The organism is Achromobacter xylosoxidans (assembly GCF_014490035.1).
GTDB classification, from domain to species: Bacteria; Pseudomonadota; Gammaproteobacteria; order Burkholderiales; family Burkholderiaceae_B; genus Achromobacter; species Achromobacter bronchisepticus_A.
Genome location: NZ_CP061008.1, coordinates 2,008,375 through 2,027,792, shown reverse-complemented (window position 1 = coordinate 2,027,792; position 19,418 = coordinate 2,008,375). Strand labels below are relative to the sequence as shown.

General features: G+C 67.9%; 15 protein-coding genes. 11 read left to right on the top strand and 4 right to left on the bottom strand.

Annotated features, from left to right (window positions below; translation table 11 throughout):
* Positions 1-12: 12 nt before the first annotated feature.
* Genes IAG39_RS09400 through IAG39_RS09390 form a run of 3 tightly spaced genes read right to left on the bottom strand, consistent with a single transcriptional unit; the run spans position 13 to position 5,664 of the window.
* On the bottom strand, positions 13-3,189 hold the full coding sequence (locus IAG39_RS09400) for a CusA/CzcA family heavy metal efflux RND transporter (RefSeq protein ID WP_118933221.1): 3,177 nt from the start codon (positions 3,187-3,189) through the stop codon (positions 13-15).
* 13 nt (positions 3,190-3,202) lie between these two features.
* On the bottom strand, positions 3,203-4,387 hold the full coding sequence (locus IAG39_RS09395; RefSeq protein WP_118933222.1) for an efflux RND transporter periplasmic adaptor subunit: 1,185 nt from the start codon (positions 4,385-4,387) through the stop codon (positions 3,203-3,205).
* A 14-nt stretch (positions 4,388-4,401) separates the two neighbouring features.
* Complete coding sequence (locus IAG39_RS09390) at positions 4,402-5,664, bottom strand: TolC family protein (protein WP_118933223.1); 1,263 nt, start codon at positions 5,662-5,664, stop codon at positions 4,402-4,404.
* 227 nt (positions 5,665-5,891) lie between these two features.
* Here IAG39_RS09390 and IAG39_RS09385 point away from each other — a divergent pair, with 227 nt between their 5' ends.
* The 4 genes from IAG39_RS09385 (at position 5,892) to IAG39_RS09370 (ending at position 8,862) form a co-directional block, all read left to right on the top strand.
* Complete coding sequence (locus IAG39_RS09385) at positions 5,892-6,233, top strand: DUF4148 domain-containing protein (RefSeq protein WP_118933224.1); 342 nt, start codon at positions 5,892-5,894, stop codon at positions 6,231-6,233.
* 153 nt (positions 6,234-6,386) lie between these two features.
* Complete coding sequence (locus tag IAG39_RS09380) at positions 6,387-7,076, top strand: heavy metal response regulator transcription factor (RefSeq protein ID WP_054453490.1); 690 nt, start codon at positions 6,387-6,389, stop codon at positions 7,074-7,076.
* On the top strand, positions 7,076-8,425 hold the full coding sequence (locus IAG39_RS09375; RefSeq protein ID WP_059371857.1) for a heavy metal sensor histidine kinase: 1,350 nt from the start codon (positions 7,076-7,078) through the stop codon (positions 8,423-8,425). The genes IAG39_RS09380 and IAG39_RS09375 overlap by 1 nt, the downstream gene beginning before the upstream one ends.
* A 71-nt stretch (positions 8,426-8,496) precedes the next feature.
* The gene (locus tag IAG39_RS09370; protein WP_118933225.1) at positions 8,497-8,862 is read left to right on the top strand and encodes a DUF4148 domain-containing protein; all 366 of its coding nucleotides are present in this window, start codon (positions 8,497-8,499) and stop codon (positions 8,860-8,862) included.
* A gap of 39 nt (positions 8,863-8,901) precedes the next feature.
* Here IAG39_RS09370 and IAG39_RS09365 read toward each other — a convergent pair whose 3' ends face one another.
* On the bottom strand, positions 8,902-9,873 hold the full coding sequence (locus tag IAG39_RS09365; RefSeq protein WP_054453494.1) for a Bug family tripartite tricarboxylate transporter substrate binding protein: 972 nt from the start codon (positions 9,871-9,873) through the stop codon (positions 8,902-8,904).
* Between the two features lie 130 nt (positions 9,874-10,003).
* Between IAG39_RS09365 and IAG39_RS09360 the strand changes: the two genes are divergently transcribed.
* The 7 genes from IAG39_RS09360 to IAG39_RS09330 all read left to right on the top strand — a co-directional run bounded on the left by IAG39_RS09360 (position 10,004) and on the right by IAG39_RS09330 (position 19,370).
* Entirely contained in the window at positions 10,004-10,948 is a 945-nt protein-coding gene (locus IAG39_RS09360; RefSeq protein ID WP_059371854.1) for a LysR family transcriptional regulator, read from the top strand.
* 124 nt (positions 10,949-11,072) lie between these two features.
* Positions 11,073-13,148, top strand: a complete 2,076-nt coding sequence (locus IAG39_RS09355; RefSeq protein WP_165867882.1) for a hydantoinase/oxoprolinase family protein — start codon at positions 11,073-11,075, stop codon at positions 13,146-13,148.
* Positions 13,149-13,158: 10 nt separating this feature from the next.
* Positions 13,159-14,895: a hydantoinase B/oxoprolinase family protein gene (locus tag IAG39_RS09350; RefSeq protein ID WP_118933227.1), complete on the top strand. Its 1,737-nt coding sequence runs from the start codon at positions 13,159-13,161 to the stop codon at positions 14,893-14,895.
* Positions 14,892-16,577: a thiamine pyrophosphate-dependent enzyme gene (locus tag IAG39_RS09345; RefSeq protein ID WP_059371852.1), complete on the top strand. Its 1,686-nt coding sequence runs from the start codon at positions 14,892-14,894 to the stop codon at positions 16,575-16,577. Before IAG39_RS09350 ends, IAG39_RS09345 begins: the two co-directional genes overlap by 4 nt.
* Positions 16,574-16,876 carry a (2Fe-2S)-binding protein gene (locus IAG39_RS09340; RefSeq protein ID WP_118934903.1) on the top strand — a complete coding sequence of 101 codons (303 nt, stop codon included), beginning with the start codon at positions 16,574-16,576 and terminating at the stop codon, positions 16,874-16,876. The genes IAG39_RS09345 and IAG39_RS09340 overlap by 4 nt, the downstream gene beginning before the upstream one ends.
* Positions 16,867-18,255 carry an NAD(P)/FAD-dependent oxidoreductase gene (locus IAG39_RS09335; protein WP_118934901.1) on the top strand — a complete coding sequence of 463 codons (1,389 nt, stop codon included), beginning with the start codon at positions 16,867-16,869 and terminating at the stop codon, positions 18,253-18,255. The genes IAG39_RS09340 and IAG39_RS09335 overlap by 10 nt, the downstream gene beginning before the upstream one ends.
* Positions 18,252-19,370 carry an NAD(P)/FAD-dependent oxidoreductase gene (locus tag IAG39_RS09330; RefSeq protein ID WP_059371849.1) on the top strand — a complete coding sequence of 373 codons (1,119 nt, stop codon included), beginning with the start codon at positions 18,252-18,254 and terminating at the stop codon, positions 19,368-19,370. Before IAG39_RS09335 ends, IAG39_RS09330 begins: the two co-directional genes overlap by 4 nt.
* Positions 19,371-19,418: the final 48 nt, after the last annotated feature.

The window sequence follows — 19,418 nt, the reverse complement described above, 5'->3', positions numbered from 1 at the left end:
ATCGCCTCTCTATCAGGCCTGCTCCCGCGCAAGCGACGGCTTCGATAGCTCGAGTTCGTCGGCGTCGTCGTTCCTGTGCGCCAGGCGGTAAAGGGCCGGCAGCACCAGCAGCGTGAGGATGGTGGAAGAAATGATGCCGCCGATCACCACGGTGGCCAGCGGGCGCTGGACCTCGGCGCCCGTGCCGGTGGCGATCGCCATCGGCACGAAGCCCAGCGAGGCCACCAGCGCCGTCATCAGCACCGGACGCAGCCGCGTCAGCGCCCCGATGCGCACGGCCTCGGCCACGGACTTGCCCTCTACGCGTAGGCCGCTGATGAACGACAGCATCACCAGGCCGTTCAGCACCGCCACCCCGCACAGCGCGATGAAGCCCACCGCCGCGGTGATGGACAGGGGGATGCCGCGCATCCACAAGGCGATCACGCCGCCGGTCAGCGCAAAGGGAATGCCGGTGAACACCAGCAGCCCGTCCTTGACGTTGCCGAACATCGCGAACAACAGCGCGAACACCAGCACCAGCGCCGCCGGCACCACGATCTGCAGGCGCTTGGCAGCGGATTGCAGCTGCTCGAAGGTGCCGCCCCAGGAGGTCCAGTAGCCCGCGGGCACCTGCACCTTTTGCCCGATGGCGGCAGTGGCCTCCGACACGAAAGAGCCCAGGTCGCGGCCGCGCACGTTGGCGCTGACCACGATGCGGCGCTTGCCGTCCTCGCGCGAGATCTGGTTGGGGCCCGGCGCCAGGTCGAAGGTGGCGACCTCGCTCAGAGGGATGTAGGCGGCCTGCGCCTGCCCGTCCTGTTTGGGCAGGGCTATGGGCAGCTTCTTCAATGCGGACAGGTTCTCGCGCACTGCCTCGGGCAGGCGCACCACGATGTCGAAGCGCCGGTCGCCCTGGAAGAAGGTTCCCGCCTCGCGGCCGCCCACGGCGATGGCCAGGGTGTCCTGGACATCCGCCATGCTCAGCCCGTAGCGCGCGGCCCGGGCGCGGTCGATGTTGACGGTCAACATCGGCAGCCCAGTGGTCTGCTCGACCTTCACTTCCGAGGCGCCCGGTATCGTCTGCAAGACCTCGGCGATCTCCGCCGCCGTACGGTTCAGCACGTCGTTGTCATCGCCGAACACCTTGACCGCTACGTCGCTGCGCACGCCCGAGATCAGCTCATTGAAGCGTAGCTGGATGGGCTGGGAGAACTCGTAGTTGTTGCCGGGAACCTGGTCGGCTTCCTTCTGGATCGCCGCCAACAGCTCGGCGCGGGTCTTCCTGGGGCTGGGCCACTGGTCCATCGGCTTGAGCATGATGTAGCCATCGGAAATGCTGGGCGGCATGGCATCGGACGCGATCTCGGCTGTGCCGGTGCGGGCGAACACGCGCTCGATCTCCGGGAACTTCTGCTTCAACCGGGTCTCCAGCTGCTTCTGCATCTCGACGGACTGCGTCAGGCTGGTGCCGGGGATCCGCAATGCCTGGATCGCCATGTCGCCTTCGTTCAGGTTGGGAATGAACTCGCTGCCCATGCGCGCCGCCAGCACCCCGCTCAACACTACGAAGACGGTTGCTCCCGCCAGGATCAGCGGCGTACGGCGCAGCGCCACGTCGAGCAGGGGCTCGTAGCGGCGCTTGGCCCAGGCCATCAGGCGATTCTCCTTTTCGGAGACGTTGTTCCCCATGAACAGCGCCACGGCGGCGGGCACGAAGGTCACGGACAGGATCATCGCCCCCAGCAGCGCCAGCACCACGGTCAGCGCCATGGGATGGAACATGCGCCCCTCCACCCCCGTCAGGGCGAAGATCGGCAGGTACACGACCATGATGATCAACTGGCCGAACAGCAACGGCCTGCGGGCCTCGCGCGCGGCCGCGAACACCTCGTGGAAGCGTTCGCTGCGCGTGAGCGGCCTGCCATGGTGCGCCCGCGCGTGGCTCAGGCGCCGCACGCAGTTCTCCACGATGACCACTGCGCCGTCGACGATGATGCCGAAGTCCAGCGCGCCCAGGCTCATCAGATTGGCGCTGACCTTGTAGGTCACCATGCCGGTAAAGGTGAACAGCATGGACAGCGGGATGATCATCGCCGTGATCAACGCCGCGCGGATGTTGCCCAGGAACACGAACAGGATGACGATGACCAGCGCCGCGCCTTCCAGCAGGTTCTTCTTGACGGTGGCGATGGCCTTGTCGATCAGGGTGGTGCGGTCGTAGACCGTCACTGCCTGCACGCCGGCCGGCAACGACTTGTTGATGGCCTCCAGCTTGACGGACACCGCTTGGGACACCGAGCGGCTGTTCTCGCCCAACAGCATGAACACGGTGCCCAGCACCACTTCCTCGCCGTTGCTGGTGGCAGCCCCCGTGCGCAGCTCGCGCCCGATGGACACCTCGGCCACGTCGCGTATCCGGATCGCCTGGCCCTCCACGGATGCCAGCACCACGTCGCGGATGTCGTCCATGGAACGGACCTGCCCCGGCGCCCGGATCAGGTACTGCTCACCCTTGCGTTCGATGTAGCCCGCGCCGATGTTGGCGTTGTTCCTGTCCAGCGCGGCCATGATGTCGGTCAGCGCCAGTCCGTAGGAGGCCAGCTTCTCGGTGCTGGGCGCCACCTGGTATTCCTTGGCGTAGCCGCCGATGGCATTGATCTCCGTGACGCCAGGAATGTTGCGCAGCTGCGGCTTGATGATCCAGTCCTGGATCTCGCGCAGGTCCGTGGGGGTGTAGGGCGAGCCATCCGGCTTCCTCGCGTCGTCCTGCGCCTCCACCGTCCACAGGTAGATCTCGCCCAGGCCCGAGGATATCGGCCCCATCATGGGCGTCACGCCCTCGGGCAGGTTCTCCTTCGCTTCCTGCAGGCGCTGGTTCACCAGTTGGCGGGCGAAATAGATGTCGGTGCCGTCCTTGAAGATGACCGTCACCTGCGACAGGCCGTAGCGCGACACCGAACGCGTCTGCTGCAGCCCCGGCAGGCCGGCCATCACCGTCTCTATCGGATAGGTGACGCGCTGTTCGGTTTCCAGCGGCGAATACCCCGGCGCGCCGGCATTGATCTGGACCTGGACGTTGGTGATGTCCGGCACCGCATCGATGGCGAGCCGGGAATAGTTGTAGACGCCGATGGCGGCCATGCCCAGGGTGACGAACAGCACCAGCCAGCGCTGCTCGATGGCGAAACGGATCAAACGTTCAAACATGTTCCGCTCCGCCTCAGTGTGCGTGCTCGGCGCCGGCCTTGCCCAGCTCCGACTTGAGGACGAAGGTGTTCTCGACCGCATAACGCGTGCCGGGGGCAAGCCCCGACAGCACCTCGACCCGGTCGTTCGAAGCCTTGCCCAGCTTCACCGGCTGCACCACAAAGCCGCCAGGCACCTCCACGAACACGGCAGGCTCGTTGTCGATGGTCTGGACCGCGTCGGATGCCACCGTCACCGCGGCGTCCGACATCCGCGTGACCACGTCGACGGAAACGAAAAGCCCTGGACGCCAGGCCATGTCCGGATTCTCCAACGTGACGCGCGCGGTGGCCGTACGCGTCTGCTGCCCCAGCAGCGAGCCGATGTATGACACCGTGCCCTCGGCCTTGCCGGCGAAGGCGGCGGAGCTCACGCTGGCCGCTTCGCCTACGCGTACATCCTGCAGATCCTTGGGCGCGATCACGAATTCGGCCCAGACGGTGCGCAGGTCCGACAAGGTGAAGATGCTGGCGTTGTCGGGCAAGGCCTCGCCCAGCGCGATGTGCTTCTCCACCACCACGCCGTCAAAGGGCGCGCGGATCTCCAGGCTGCCCAGGTCCTTGGAGCGCGGCTCGGCGCCCACGGTGCGCAGCTTCTGCTCCGCGTTCTGCACGGCGATTTCCGCCTCCTGCAGCGCGGTGCGCGCCGCCTGGTAGTCCTGTTCGGCGGATACCTTTTCCTGCCACAGGCGCAGTTCGCGCCTGTGGGTCTGGGCGGCCAGGTCGCGCCGCTTGGCCGCCGCCAGCCATTCGCTGCGCAGCTCGGACAGCGCGGAGCTGGACAGGACGGCGAGCAGCTCGCCCTTCTTGACCTGCTGGCCCAGGTCCGCCGATACGCTTTGCACCACGCCGGCCATGCGCGGCACCACGTGCGCGGTCCGGTCCGCATTGAACTTGATCTCGCCGGGGAACTGCACCGATGTCGCCAGCGCGGCAGGCGCGGCAACCTCGGACTTGATGCCGGCCACAGCGACCTGCTCGGGCGTGAGCGCGATTTTTTCCTGTTCCTGCGGCGCCTCCGCGCCTTGTTCCGTCTCGACATGACCGTGGTCGGCCTCGCCCGCCGCCTGCGCCGGATACAGGGGCGCCAACAGCAGCGCCGCGCACAGGCCGGCCGCGGTCCACATCTTGGGGGGTTGCTTGTTCTTGTGCTTTGCCATTTCTTATGCTCGTTTCAACGTCCAAGAATGCGGTCGATATCCGCGGAAGCCTGGTACACGGATGCCAGCACCGTCAGGTAGGCAATGTTTCCGTCGGAGAGGGTGCGCTGCGCGTCCAGCACTTCCAGAAAGCCGAACTTCCCCGCCTCGAAGCCTTTACGCGCAGCTTCATAGGCCTGGGTGGCGCCAGGCAGGACCGCGCTGCGGTACTCGCGCGCGGAGCCCGCCGCCAGATCGAAACGGGTCACGGCCTGCAGCAGCTCTCCCATCAGGCCGGACTCCAGCTCGCGGTACTGGTCCTGTGCCTTGTACGCCTGCATGGTGGCGGCGTAGACATTGCCCTGGTTGCGGTCGAAGATCGGCAGCGGAATGGACACGCCGAGCTGGGCCTTGTCGCGGCCCGCTTCGTTGTCGCGGGCCACGCCAGCGCTCAGCGTAATGTCGGGATAGCGCTTGCTCTTCTCGACCTCCAGCTGCGCCTGCCCCAGGTCGACGGCAAGCTTGCCGCCCTCCATCCTGGGCGATGCGGCCAGGCCTGCCCGCAGCTCGTCTATCGACGCCCGTTCCGGCAGTGCGTTCAGATCCGCGCCCACGCTGGCAAAGGCCGGCTCCGGTTCGCCCCAGAGCAGGCCGAGCTTGCGGCGCGCGCCCAGCAGCGCAGCCTCGGCCGCGCGCGCCTCGATGCGCGCATTGGCCAGGGCGACCTGGGCCTTGCTGCCCTCCAGCGGCGGCGCCTTGCCGGCGGCCACGCGCCTCTCCGCCAGCCGCAAGGCGCCGCTGGCGATATCCACGGTGCCGCGCGTCACGCGCACGGACTCCTGCGCCACCGCCACGTCGAAGTAGGCCGCAATGACCGCCGCCCGCAGGCCGGCCCGAGTGTCCGCCACGCCCTGGCGCGCCAGGTCCCTGGACAGCCCCGCCGCCTTGACCCGCGCGGCGCGCTTACCGCCGGTTTCCAGCGGGACGTTCAACATGGCGGTAGTGGTGCGCGTGGCCGATTGCGTGTCGTCCACGCTCACGTCGATGGAAGGGTTGGGCAGCACGCCCGCCTGCTTGAGCAGGCCCTCGCTCGCCGCGGCCTCATTCTTCGCCGCGGAAAATCCGGGATTGCGCTCGAGCGCCGCGGCCAGGGCGCGCTCCAGCGTCAGCACGCCGCCATTCTGGCTCTGCTGCGCCGGCGCAGGCATTCGGGCCGCGGCCGCGTCCTGGGCGGACGCAGAAGCAGACGCGGCAATCATCAGGGCCGCCAGGGTCAGCGGCAGGACGGATACATGCATGGTTCAACCAAGAAAAGGGCGAGCCGGCAATGTATCCAGGCGGGTTCGTCAATCGAGCGACAGAAAAATGACATTTCCGTAAGGTTCGCGGCCTTACGAAAACGTAATCAGGGCGTCGGCGAATTGACGGGCATGGGTCCGTAGAGTGTCACCGTCGCTACACAAACAGCGTGTATGCGCCTGACGCAACACCGCGACCGGCGCCGCGCTCAACCTGGGAGATATCCATGAAGATCAAAACCATTTCCGCTGTCCTCGCCCTGGGTTCCGCCCTGGCCCTTCCCTTTGCCGCCAGCGCATCCAGCACCTGGCACCAGACCAACACCGAGATCGGCTACGCCATCGCGCCGGATCACGCCGCCAGCGGCAAGACGCGCGACGAAGTAAAGACCGAACTGGCCGTGGCCAAGTCCGACCCTAAGCAGTGGTTCCTGACCAATCTGAACGCCGCCAAGCCGGGCTGGGCCAAGCAAGGCACCTCCCGCACCCGCGCCGATGCCATGGCGGAGCTGGAAGCCATGACGCCGGCCGAACGCGCCCGCCTGGACGAGATCTACACCCCGGGCTGAGCGCCGGGCCCGTGGCGCACGCGCTCCGCGTGCCCGCCAGCGCTGCACAGGGCGGCTGGGCCGCCCTGTTTGCGTTTATTCCCGCAGAACGATTCCGCCTAGAATAGACGCAGCATCCGAGGACTTCCGCGCACTCTTTTTATTTCCGCTGACATGAAAGTACTCGTAATCGAAGACGAAAAAAAACTCGCCGAGTACTTGCGGCGAGCGCTGACCGAACACAACTACGTGGTCGATGTGGCCCAGGACGGCGTCACCGGACTGCATCTGGTGCGTGAAAGCCAGTACGACCTAGTCCTGCTGGACGTGATGCTGCCCGCCATGGACGGCTTTTCGGTGCTGGCCGAGATCCGCAAGACCAGCCGCGTCCCGGTCCTGATGCTGACCGCGCGCGATAAGCTCGAAGACCGGGTCAAGGGCCTGCGCGACGGCGCCGACGACTACCTGGCCAAGCCTTTCGCCCTGTCGGAACTGCTGGCTCGCGTGCTGGCGCTGGGCCGACGCAGCGGCCACGGCCAGACCGAGACCATTGCCCAGAACGTGCTGCGCATCGACGGGCTGGAACTGGACCTGCTGCGCCGGCGCGCCAGCCGCGACGGGGTGCGGCTGGACCTGACCGCCAAGGAATTCACCCTGCTGGCCCTGCTGATGCGCAAGCAGGGCGAAGTCCTGTCGCGACTGGAACTGGCCGAACAGGTGTGGGACATCAACTTCAACAGCAACACCAACGTGGTTGAAGTCGCGATCCGCCGCCTGCGCGGAAAGGTCGACGAACCCTTCGACAAGAAACTGCTGCACACCGTGCGCGGCATGGGCTACGTGCTCGAACCGCGGAGCGACTGATGCCCGGGCAGCGCCCCAAATCGCTGCACCGCTGGCTGTCGCGCTGGCTGGCGATCCAGACCTTCATTGCGCTCGGCCTGGTATGCGTGGCGGTCTATTACGCGACCAACCTCAACCTGGCCAGCCGCCAGGAAGCGCTGCTGCAGCAGAAGGTCGAAGTCGTACGGCACCTGGTCGAGGAAAACGCCGCCAGCCAGGACTCCACCCGCCTGCGCCACAAGCTCAGCGACTTCTTCTATGGCCGCCCCGACTTCTCGCTGGTGCTGGAGATCGACGGCGAAAAGGTCTATTACGGCAGCCCCATCGCCGGCGACAACGACTTCACGCATGAGCGACGCATCGCCTTCACGCTGCCCTTCCCCGGCGGGCCCGGCGACGCCATGAACGCCGAGCTGGTGCTGGACATCTCCAGCGATATCCTCCTGCGCAAGGCGCTGGCCTGGACCCTGTTCGCCTGCGCCCTGGCCGGCGCCATCGTCGTGGCGGCGGTCGGAACCCTGCTGGTGCGCAGAGGACTGGCGCCACTGGATGCACTGGGCAAGCAGGCCGCGCAACTGTCTCCAGACCGCATCGGCGAACGGCTGGACGAAAGCGGCCAACCCTGCGAGATCCGGCCCCTGGTGCGCCAGTTCAACGCGGTGCTGCAGCGGCTGGAGCGCGCCTACGTGCAGATGGAGGGATTCAACGCCGACGTAGCCCACGAGATGCGCACGCCGCTGGCAACGCTGATCGGCGAGACCGAGCTGGCGCTGAGCACGCGCCCGTCGCCGCAGGCCTTGCGCGAAACATTGGGTTCCAACCTGGAAGAACTGCAGCGCCTCTCCAGCATCGTCAACGACATGCTGTTCCTGTCGCAGGCCGACCGCGGCGCGCAGGCGCGAGGCAGCTGGCAAGCCAGCCTGGCCGCCATCGTCCAGGAGGTGACGCAGTACCACGAGGCCGAGGCCCTGGACGCGGGGGTCGATATCGCGGTGGTAGGCGATGCGTCGGCGCAGGTCGATCGCACCCTGTTTCAGCGCGCCGTGTCGAACCTGGTCTCGAACGCCGTACGCTATGCCGCTCCGGACAGCGTGATCGAGGTCGAGATCAAGCCCGGCAGCGCTGGCGAAATCCTGATCTCGGTGCGCAACGCGGGCGAACCGATACCGGAAGAACATCTGCCGCGGCTTTTCTACCGCTTCTACCGCAGCGACAGCGCGCGTGAGTTCGATGCCAACCATCATGGGCTGGGATTGGCTATCGTCGCCGCGATCGCGCGCATGCACGGCGGCCGCAGCTACGCCAGGTCGGCCAACCGGACCACCACCATAGGCTTCAGCATCGCGGCGGCCGACATTACAGAAACCTAATCCGCCTGCCCGGATTCTGTCGGCGCCCCTTGCCTAGAATTTCTCCACGCCCCTCGAAGCATGGAGAAAATATGAACCGTCTGACCCTGTTGATCCTCGCCGTTTCCGTCGCCGTCGCGGCCCCGGCCGTCCAGGCCGAGCCGATGACCCGTGAACAGGTCAAGCTCGAGTTGGCGCAGGCAAAGAACGCCGGCCTCGTCACCTATGGCGACCTGGATTACCCGCCGTCCCCGCCCGCCGCCGCGTCCAAGACCCGCGCGCAAGTGCGCGCCGATCTGGCGCTGTGGAAGCGCTCGGGCATGGCAGATCTCTACCGCGGGTCGCAGAAACCCGATGTCTTCAGCCTCAAGTACCGCCAGCGCCACGCCGAATATGTGAGGATGCGCACGGGCGCGGAATACCTGCGGCAGCTGGAGATCGAGAACCGCAGGCAATAGGCCCTGCAAACGCGCGGCACAATGCCGCGCGCCCGGAGGTCACATCGGCTTGAGATCGACCTCTTTGGCGATCTTGCCGAAGGTTTCCAAATCGCTCTTTACGCGCGCCGTGGTTTCAGCCGGCGTCGACACGCGCGGGATCATCGCCAGGTCCAGCAGGCGTTGCTTCATTTCCGGCTTGGCGAACTCGCGCGCCAGGGCCTGCTGGATCTTGTCGACGATCTCGTCCGGCGTGCCCTTGGGCGCGGCCAGACCGAACCAGGCGACCGCGGAGAACCCGGGCAAGCCGGCTTCTGGCGCGGTGGGCACATCGGGCAAGGCCGCCACGCGTTCCGGATTGGTGACGAACAAGGGCCGCACCTTGCCGGCCTTGATGAAGGGCGTTTGTACACCCGTGTTGTCCAGCACGGCATCGATATGGCCGCCCAGCAAATCGTTCATGGCCGGGCTGCTGCCCTTGTAGGGCACGATGTTGACCTGCATGCCGGCGGCACGCGCGAACATGAGCTGGGTCAGGTGCTGCTGGGTGCCCAGGCCGGCATTGCCGAAGGTGATCTTGTTCGGGTTCTTGCGGCCGTAGTCGATGAATTCCTTGAGATTCTTGGCGGGGAATTCATTGTTCGTGACCACCACGAAAGGCAGGTCGACCAGCACAGTGATCTGCTTGAAGTCTTCCAGCGGCTTGTAGCGCAGCTTGTAGACGTAGGGATTGACGGCCATGGTGCCGCTGGCGGTCAGCGCCAGCGTGTAGCCGTCCGGCTCGGCGCGCGAGACGAACTCGGTACCCAGCACGCCGCCCGCGCCCGGCTTGGCCTCGACGATGGCGGGCTTGCCCAGCTCGGTCTGCAGGGCTTGCGCGGCGAAGCGCGCCAGCATGTCGGCCGACCCGCCCGTTGCGTAGGGCAGGACGATCGTGATCGGCTTGCTGGGATAGGCGTCCGCGGCCATCGCGGGCGCGGCGATCCCGGCCGCCAGACAGGCAGCGGCCAGAGTTTTCAGATGCTTGACCATCAATGATTTCCCCTCGTGGTGTATCGACTGCGCTTGCACCGGGGGAAGATTAAGCGGTCCCGCGTTATATGGCTAATCAACAATTAAAATAGATCTCTATCACCAATGTTGATAATCACCTGAGACTGCGATGCTGACCTCGATGGACTTGAACCTGCTACGCATCTTTGATGCGGTCATGACCGAACGCAACGTCACGCGTGCGGCCTCTGCGCTGCACATGACGCAGCCCGCAGTCAGCAATGCCATCAACCGGCTGCGCCTGACTTTGAAGGACCCGCTGTTCGTGAAGATACAGGGCGGCGTGCTGCCCACGCAGCGCGCCGAACTCCTGTGGCCCCCGATCCGCGACGCGCTGGCCCGCATCGCCGACACACTGGAACGCAACGATTTCGATCCGGCGCGCTCCGAGGCCGTGTTCCGCATGGCCATGTCCGACTACGTGGCGGATCAGGTCATCCGGCCGCTGTTCGTGGAGCAGCAGACGGTGGCGCCCAATGTCCGCATCCATCTGCATCCCTACTCGCTGGACAACGCCGGCGTGTTGCTGGAAAAAGGCGAAGTCGACATGGCGGCGGGCGTGTATTCGAACTTCGGCTCGTCCCTGCGCACCCTGCCGCTGGAAACACTGACCTACGTCTGCGCCATGCGCAAAGGGCATCCGCTGCTGGCGCTGCCGCGCTTCACGCTGGACAGCTTCCTGCGCGCGCGGCACCTGATGGTCAGCCTGCTGGGCACGCCGACCCTGATCGACCATGAGCTCGCGCCCCATGGCTACAAGCGCAATGTGGTGCTCACCATCAACCAGTTCGCGCTGGCGCCGCGCTTGCTGGCCGAAACCGACCTGATCTGCGTGGTGCCCCTGAACACCGTGCGCAACAGTCCCTACAGCCATCTACTGGAAGCCGTCGAGGCGCCCTTTCCCTTCGCGCAGCGAACCGTCAACCTGATCTGGCACGAACGCTCGGACAATATTCCGGCACATCGCTGGCTGCGCGAGGAAATCCTGAAGGTTTGCCAGGCGCAGGGGATGGTGTTCGACCAGGCGCAGCCGGCGGAGTCCCATCCGTACTGATAAATCATTCACGCCAGTGATAATCACTGATACCAATCTTTGATTGGACCGAATGATGGTGCATCAATAGCATTCTGGTCATCCCACTCCCGGCGCCTTGTGCGCCAGCATCCTGGAGACCAGCGTGACCCAGACAGCATCCGCCCCGGGCGCCCGCCGTTTTCGCGTCGGCTTCGACGTAGGCGGCACGTTCACCGATTTCACCCTGCTTGCCGAGCATTCCGGTGAACTGCACTATTTCAAAGTGCCCTCCACGCCGCACGATCCGGCCGAGGCCATCCAGACGGGCCTGGCCCATCTGATCCGCGAACACGAGATCGCCGGCTCCGAACTCGCGCACGTGGGCCACGGCACCACGGTGGCCACCAACATGGTCATCGAGCGCAGGGGTTCGCGCTGCGCGCTGGTCACCACGCGCGGCTTTCGCGACGTGCTGGAGATCGGCCGGCAGACACGCCCCCATCTCTACGACTACAACGTCACCAAGCCGCAGCCGCTGGCGCCGCGCGAGTGGCGCTTCGAAGTGACTGAACGCGTCGGCGCGGATGGTTCGGTGCTGCAGGCGCTGGACGAAGACGAGGTGGTGGCAGTGGCGCGCGAGCTGGCCGCAGCCCGCGTCGAATCGGTCGCCATCTGCTTCATGCACAGCTACCGCAACGATGCGCACGAACGCCGCACCCGCGACATCCTGGCCGAGCACCTGCCGGGCGTCTACCTGAGCGTTTCCAGCGAAATTCTGCCGGAGTTCCGCGAGTACGAGCGCATGTCCACCACTGCGCTCAACGCCTATGTCGGCCCGCGCATGGCCGGCTACATGCGCAGCCTGGTCAGTTCGGTACGCGCCATGGGCGTGGCGGCCGAGCCGACCACGGTGCATTCCAACGGCGGCCTGATGTCCGTGGAATCGGTGCTGACGGCGCCGGTGCGCACCTGCGTGTCGGGCCCGGCCGCTGGCGTGATCGGCGCCACCGAACTCGGCCGCGTGGCGGGCCTGCCCAACCTGATCACCTTCGACGTGGGCGGCACCAGCACCGACGTGTCGCTGGTGGCCGAGCTGCGGCCGCTGTTCACCTCCAGCCGCCTGGTGGCCGACTATCCGGTCAAGACCCAGATGGTGGACGTGCACGTCATCGGCGCGGGCGGAGGCAGCATCGCGCGCATCGACGACGCGGGCGCGCTGAAGGTCGGCCCGCAGAGCGCGGGCGCGGTCCCTGGTCCCATCGCCTACAACCGCGGCGGCCAGGTCGTGACCATCACCGACGCCCACGTCGTGCTGGGCCGACTGAACCCGGTCGCGCTGTTGGAAGGCCGCATGGCCGTGCATGCGCGCCAGGCGCGGGAGGCGCTGGAGGCGCAGATCGCCCGCCCGCTGGGGCTGAGCGTGGAGGAAGCCGCCTACGGCATTCTGCGCATCGCCAACTCCAACATGGCGCGTGCGGTGCGCGCGGTCTCCACCGAACGGGGTCACGACATCCGCAAGTTTGCCCTCTGCGCCTTTGGCGGCGCGGGCGGCCTGCATGCCGCCGAACTGGCGCGCGATTGCGGCATCGGCACCCTGCTGATCCCGCAAGAACCCGGCACCATGTGCGCGCGCGGGATCCTGCTGTCCGACATTTCCATGGACTTCGTGCAGACGCTGATGGCGCACGCCACCGCGAACGGCTGGACCGCCGTGCGGCAGGCGCTGGAAGCCCTGGCCGGCAAGGCGCGCGCCTGGCTGTCCAGCGAAGGCGTGGGCGACTCGGAGCAGCGCCTGTCCGCCGTGATCGACGCACGCTACCAGGGCCAGAACTTCGAGATCGCCGTGCCGCTGGACGGCATGCAACTGATGCCGCTGGATGCGTTCGTGGCGGCATTCAGCGCGGCGCACGTGCGCGAGTATGGTTATGACGCCGCCGGCCGTCCGGTGGAGATCGTCAATTGCCGCGTGCGCGCCACCGGCCTGGTGCCGCGCGCGCCCCTGGCCCGCGTGCAAGGCGGCGAAAACGTGGCCGGCGCCTTGAAGGAACGCCGCAACGTGTACTTCGAAGGGGAGGGATGGGTGGACACGCCCATCCTGCGCCGCGCCCTGCTGCCGGTGGGCGAGCCCCTGGACGGGCCGGCCGTGATCGAGGAAATGAGTTCGACCACCGTCGTGCTGCCGGGCCAGCAGGCGCGCGCCGACGAATACGGCAACCTCGTCGTCAACCTCAACAGCTAAGGCGTACGCCATGACCAATCGATCGACTTCCGCCGCCGGCACGGACACCTTCGACCCCATCGAAATGGAGGTCTTCAGCAACCGCCTGCTGTCCATCACCGAGGAAATGGGCAATACGCTGATCCGCTCGTCCTTTTCCACCAACATCAAGGAACGCAAGGACTGCTCCGTGGCGCTATTCGACGCCGCCGGCCGCCTGGTGGCGCAGGCGGCCCACGTGCCGGTGCATCTGGGATCGCTGTCCGGCGGCATAGACGCCGTGCTGCGGCGCTACGGCGCGGCCGGCGTGCGCCCGGGCGATGCGTTCCTGTGCAACGACGCCTATCTGGCGGGCGGTACGCACGCGCCCGACATCACTGTCATCACCCCCATCTTCCACGAGGGCGTGCTGCGCTTCTTCGCGGCCAACATCGGCCACCACACCGACGTCGGCGGCGCCGTTCCCGGCTCGACCTCGCACCACCTGAAGACGGTGTGGGAGGAAGGCATCCGCCTGCCGGCCATGCGCATCGTGCGCGAGGGCGAGCTGGACATGGACCTGCTGGAGATGATCGCGCACAACACGCGCGAACCAGACAACCGGATGCACGATATCCGCGCCCAGATCGCCACCAACGACAAGGGCGCCAGGCTGATGCTGGAACTGGTGCAGCAGTCCGGTCTGGAGATCCTGCTGTCCGCCATCGACAGCATCATGCTGTATACCGAGAGACGCCTGCGCAACCGCATCGCGCAACTGCCGGCTGGCACCTATACCTTCACCGAGCGCATGGACGACGACGGCATGGGCGGCGATCCCGTCACCATCCAGGCCAACGTCGAGGCGCGCGACGGCCAGCTCCATGTCGATTTCACCGGAACCAGCAAGCAGGCGCGCGGCGCCTTCAACCTGCCCGCCAGCGCCCTGAACGCCAGCGTCTACTTCGCGGTGAAGGCCATGCTCGATCCCGAGCTCATGCCCAACAACGGCCTGTTCCAGCCCATCACCATCACCGCCCCCGAGGGCACCATTACCAACCCGCGCTTTCCGGCGGCGGTGGGCGCGCGCGTCACCACCGCGCAGCGCGTGGCCGGCACGGTGATCGGCGCACTGGGCCAGCTGTTGCCGCCAGACCGCGCCATGGCCTCGTGCAACGACGTCATGCCTTCCATGCTGTTCTCCGTGCCCATGCAGGACGGCAAGGGCACCTTCGTCTACCTGGAAACACTGGGCGGCGGCGCGGGTGGACGCGCGCAGGGCGACGGCATGGACGGCATCCAGGTACACGTGACCAATACCTCCAACCTGCCCGCCGAGGCGCTGGAGATCGAGTACCCGCTGCTGGTCGAGGAGTACGCGCTGGTCAACGACAGCGGCGGCGCGGGCCGCCATCGCGGCGGCATGGGCATCGCGCGCCAGATCCGTTCGCTGCATGACCAGCTGGTCTGCACCATCCGCTGCGACGCCGCGTTGTTCGGCGCGGCCGGCCTGAACGGCGGCCTGACGGGAGGCACCTCGCGCGTGATCCAGAACCCCGGCCGCGCCGACGAGCAGCGCCTGCCCAACAAGATCGCCGGCCACGGCTTGGCCAGCGGCCAGTCCGTGCGCCTGGAAACGCCCGGCGGCGGCGGCTACGGCGCGCCCGCTGACCGTAGCGCGGCCGCCATCCGCAACGACGTGCTGGGCGGCAAGGTCAGCCGGACCGCGGCCGAACGCGACTATGGCGCGGAACGCGTGGCGCTGGCGCTGCAAGGAGACGCGGCATGAGCGCGCCGGCCCCTGCCTCCCGCAGCGGCGGCGAACTGCTGGTCGCGCAGCTGCAGGCCTATGGCGTGGAGCGCGTGTTCATGGTGCCGGGCGAGAGCTTCCTGCCTTGCATCGACGCGCTCTATGCCCGGCGCGACGCGATCGAAGCGGTGGTCTGCCGCCAGGAAGGCGGCGCCGCCTACATGGCCGAAGCGCATGGCAAGCTGACCGGCCAGCCGGGCATCTGCTTCGTCTCGCGCGGCCCGGGCGCCACCAATGCGGCGATCGGCGTGCACACGGCAAGGGAAGACTCCACGCCCATGATCCTGTTCATCGGCCAGGTCGGCGGCGACACCGCCGACCGCCAGTGTTTCCAGGAGGTGGACTACCGCGCCATGTACGCGCCGCTGGCGAAATGGGTCGCGCAGATCGAGCGGGCCGACCGCATTCCCGAATACCTGGCGCGCGCCTGGGCGATCGCCACGGGCGGACGCCCAGGACCGGTGGTCCTCTCCCTGCCCGAAGACATGCTGTCCGGCGTCGCCGACGTGGCCCTGGCCGCCGCGCCACAGCCGCCCTGCGCCCGTCCGGCCGACGCCGACATGCTGCGCCTGCGTGAATTGCTGGAAGCGGCAGAGCGGCCCTTGCTGCTGCTGGGCGGCTCGCGCTGGCCGCAAGCCGCGCGCGAGGCCATGCGCGACTTCGCCCTGCGCTTCGACCTGCCAGTAGCCACCGCCTGGCGCCGCCTGGAGCTGTTCGACAACGACCATCCCAATTTCGTCGGCCAGGTCAGCGCCAGCATGCCCGCGCACCAGAAACGCGCCGTCATGGACAGCGACCTCGTCATCGCGCTGGGCACCCGCCTGTGCGAGCCGACAACCATCAACTATGAGTGGCTGGCTTCGCCCACGCCGCGCCAGACGTTGATCCATATCCACCCGGACGCCAACGAGATCGGGCGGCTGTGCACGCCGGCGCTGGGCATGGTCGCCAGTGTGGACGGTTTCGCCCGGGCCGCCGCGGGACTGGAGCCGACGCCGGGCTGGCAGCCGCGCCGCCGCGGCGCTGTAGCGGCCGCCGCGGCGCCTGCGCTGCCGCCCACGCCCGGCCCGCTGGACCTGAACGCGGCGGCGCGCCACGTCGCGGCCACGCTGCCGCGGCATTCCTGCGTCACAGTGGGCGCGGGCAACTACGCGCTCTACGCGCACCGGCACATCGCCTTCAAGGGACCGGGCAGCCAACTTGCACCCGCCGTCGGCGCGATGGGCTACGGCCTGCCTGCGGCCATCGCGGCCAAGCTGCGCGACCGCAACGCAGCCGTGGTCTGCTTCGCCGGCGACGGCTGTTTCCAGATGACCATGCAGGAGCTGGCCACCGCGGCCCAGTATCGGTTGGGCATTGTGGTGCTGGTCTTCAACAACGGCCTGTTCGGTACCATCCGCCTGCATCAGGAACGCGCCTATCCCGGACGCGCCCTGGCGACGGAACTGGTCAACCCCGATTTCGCGCGGCTGGCGCAAAGTTATGGCGGCTACGGCGCCGCGGTCGAGCGCACGGAGGATTTCGCGCCGGCCTATGACGCCGCGCTGGCATATGCCCGGGAGCATCGCATGCCGGCCATCGTGGAGCTGCGCTACGACGCAGACATCATCCTGCCAGACCGCACTCTGTCCCAGCTGCGCCGCGCGGAGACCGCCGCATGAAACCGCTGCTGCGCCGCGTCTCGGTACCTGCCTCGGCGCCGTTGCGCCTGACCTGGAACGGCTTGGCGCTGCAAGCCCATGAGGGCGACACTGTGCTGACGGCGTTGCTGCTTGCCGCGCAGCAATTGCGCGTCACCTTGGGCGAAGGCGCGCCGCGCGCCGGCTTCTGCCTGATGGGCGCCTGCCAGGATTGCTGGGTGCAGACGGCGGACGGAGCACGCCTGCGCGCCTGCTCCACCGCGGTCGCAGACGGCATGGAACTGGTCAGCGCCCAGCCCGGAGAACTCGCATGCAAGTGAACCCTCCCGGCGCCGATGGCGCGCCGCGCATGGTGGTGGTGGGCGCCGGTCCTGCGGGCGTGCGCGCCGCGCAGACGCTGCTGCGCCACGGCGTGCGCCCGGTGATCGTGGACGAAGCCGCCTTGCCTGGCGGCCAGATCTATCGCCAAGGCGCGGCCCCTCGCGGCTCCGCGCGCCAGCGCTATGGCTTCGAATGGAAGCGCGCGCAAGCCATCCACGCGGCGGGCGCGGACCTAGCTGCCCGGGCAGACTACCGCGCCGCCACCGCGGTGTGGAATGCCGCGCCGGGCAGCCTGGACCTGGTCCGCCACGGCGAACTGGAAACCCTGCCCTACTCACGGCTGCTGCTTGCCACCGGCGCCACCGACCGCGTCCTGCCCTTCCCGGGCTGGACCCTGCCCGGCGTCTATACGCTGGGCGGCGCGCAGATCTCGCTGAAGAGCCAGGGCTGTACGTTTGGGCCACGCATCGTGTTCGCCGGCACCGGCCCCCTGCTCTACCTGGTCGCCTACCAATATGCGCGCGCCGGCGCCCAGGTGCAGGCGGTGCTGGACTGCGCGCCGCCAGGCAGCCAGGTCCGCGCCGCGCCGGCACTGCTGAGCCAGCCCGGCATGCTGGCCAAGGGCATGTACTACCTGGGCTGGCTGCGCGCCCGCGGCGTGCCGGTGCACCACGGCGCAAGGCTGGATGCGGCCGAGGGCGCAGGCCGCGTCGAGCGCACGCTCGCGACCCTGGGCGGCAAGCAGCGCGCCATTGCTTGCGACGCGCTGGCAATCGGCCACGGACTGCGCGCGGAAACGCAGCTTGCCGACCTGCTGGACTGCGCCTTTGAATTCGACACGGCCCAGCGCGCCTGGCTGCCGCGCCGCGATCCCGAAGGCCGCAGCTCGGAGGCCGGCGTCTACTTGGCCGGCGACGGCGCAGGCATAGGCGGCGCCATCCTGGCCGAGCTTGCGGGCGAACGCGCCGCGCTGGCCATGCTGGCAGACAGCGGCATCGACGTCAGCGCCGCCAGGGTGCAGTGGCTGGCCCGCCGCCAGGCGCGCTGGGCGCAATTCCGGCGCGGCCTGGATCGGGCCTTTCCCCTGCCCGGCGCGGATGGCGCCTGCGACGACTCCGTCATGGTCTGCCGCTGCGAGGAAGTGCGCGCCGGCACGTTGCGCGCCGCGGCCGCGCAATACGCCATCGACGACCTCAACCGCTTGAAGGCGCTAACGCGCATCGGCATGGGCCTGTGCCAGGGACGCATGTGCCAGGCAGGCGCGGCCGAACTGCTGGCCGACTGCCGTGGACTGGCCCTGGCGGACATAGGCCGGCTACGCGGCCAGGCGCCCGTCAAGCCCCTGAATCTGTCCATGCTCGGCAAGGTGGAACCATGAACCCGCTGCACACGGAAGTCGCCATCATCGGCGCCGGCCTGGTGGGCGCCAGCGCCGCCCTGGCGCTGCGCCGCATGGGCATCGCCACCGCGCTAATCGACAGCGGCGCAAGCGGCGCACGCGCCAGCGGCGTCAACTTCGGCGGCGTGCGCAGGCAGGGACGTTCGATCGAACAGCTGTATCTGGCGCAGCGCGCGCACGGCATCTGGTCCCGCCTGCCGGAACTCATCAGCACCGATGCGGAATACGTGCGCAGCGGCCACCTGAAGCTGGCCCGCTCCGAGGCCGACCTGGACAAGCTTTGTGCCTACCGCGACAAGGTCGGCGACTTCGACCTGGGCCTGGAGATCATCGACGCCGCCGAGCTGCGCCGCCGCTTTCCCGCGCTGGGTCCGGGCATTGCCGGTGGCTCGCTATGTCCGGAAGACGGCCAGGCCAATCCGCGCCTGGTCGCGCCCGCCTTCGCCCATGCCGCCGCGCGCGCCGGCGCCAGCTTGCTCGAACATTGCGCCATCACGCAGGCGGACACCCAGGGTAGCGGCTTCCTGCTGACTGCCGCCGACGGCCGGCGCGTACACGCCGACACCGTCATCAATGCGGCTGGCGCCTGGGGCGCGGCCGTAGCCCGTTGGTTCGGCGACGACCTGCCCCTGCAGGTCAAGTATCCGACCATGCTGGTCACCGAGCCGCTCACACCCCAGATCGGCGTGTCGTTGGGCGTGGAAGGCGGCGGCTTCTACGCCCGCCAGGTCGCGCGCGGCAATGTGGTCATGGGCGGCGGCTACGGCAGCGCGCTGCCGGGAGACCGCAGCCGGCCGGGTCGCGCCGCGCTCGCCGAACTCGGCCGTACGGCTCCATCCGTCTTGCCCGCGCTGGCCTGCGCCAGCGTGATCCGCTGCTGGTCCGGCATCGAAGGCTATTTCAGCGACAAGAACCCGGTCATCGGCTTCAGCCCCAGGGTGCCGCGGCTGCTGCATGCCTTCGGCTTCTCGGGCGGGGGCTTTCAGATCGCGCCCGCGGTGGGCGAAGTCATCGCCGAAATGGCAATGGGGTACGGCAGTTTGATGATGGCGGAGAAGTTCTCGGCCAGCCGCTGGGAGGCAGCGCAGGCGTGATCGCCACCAACGCGCAGGCGGGAGGCGTTGCTGAAGACGCCCGACTGC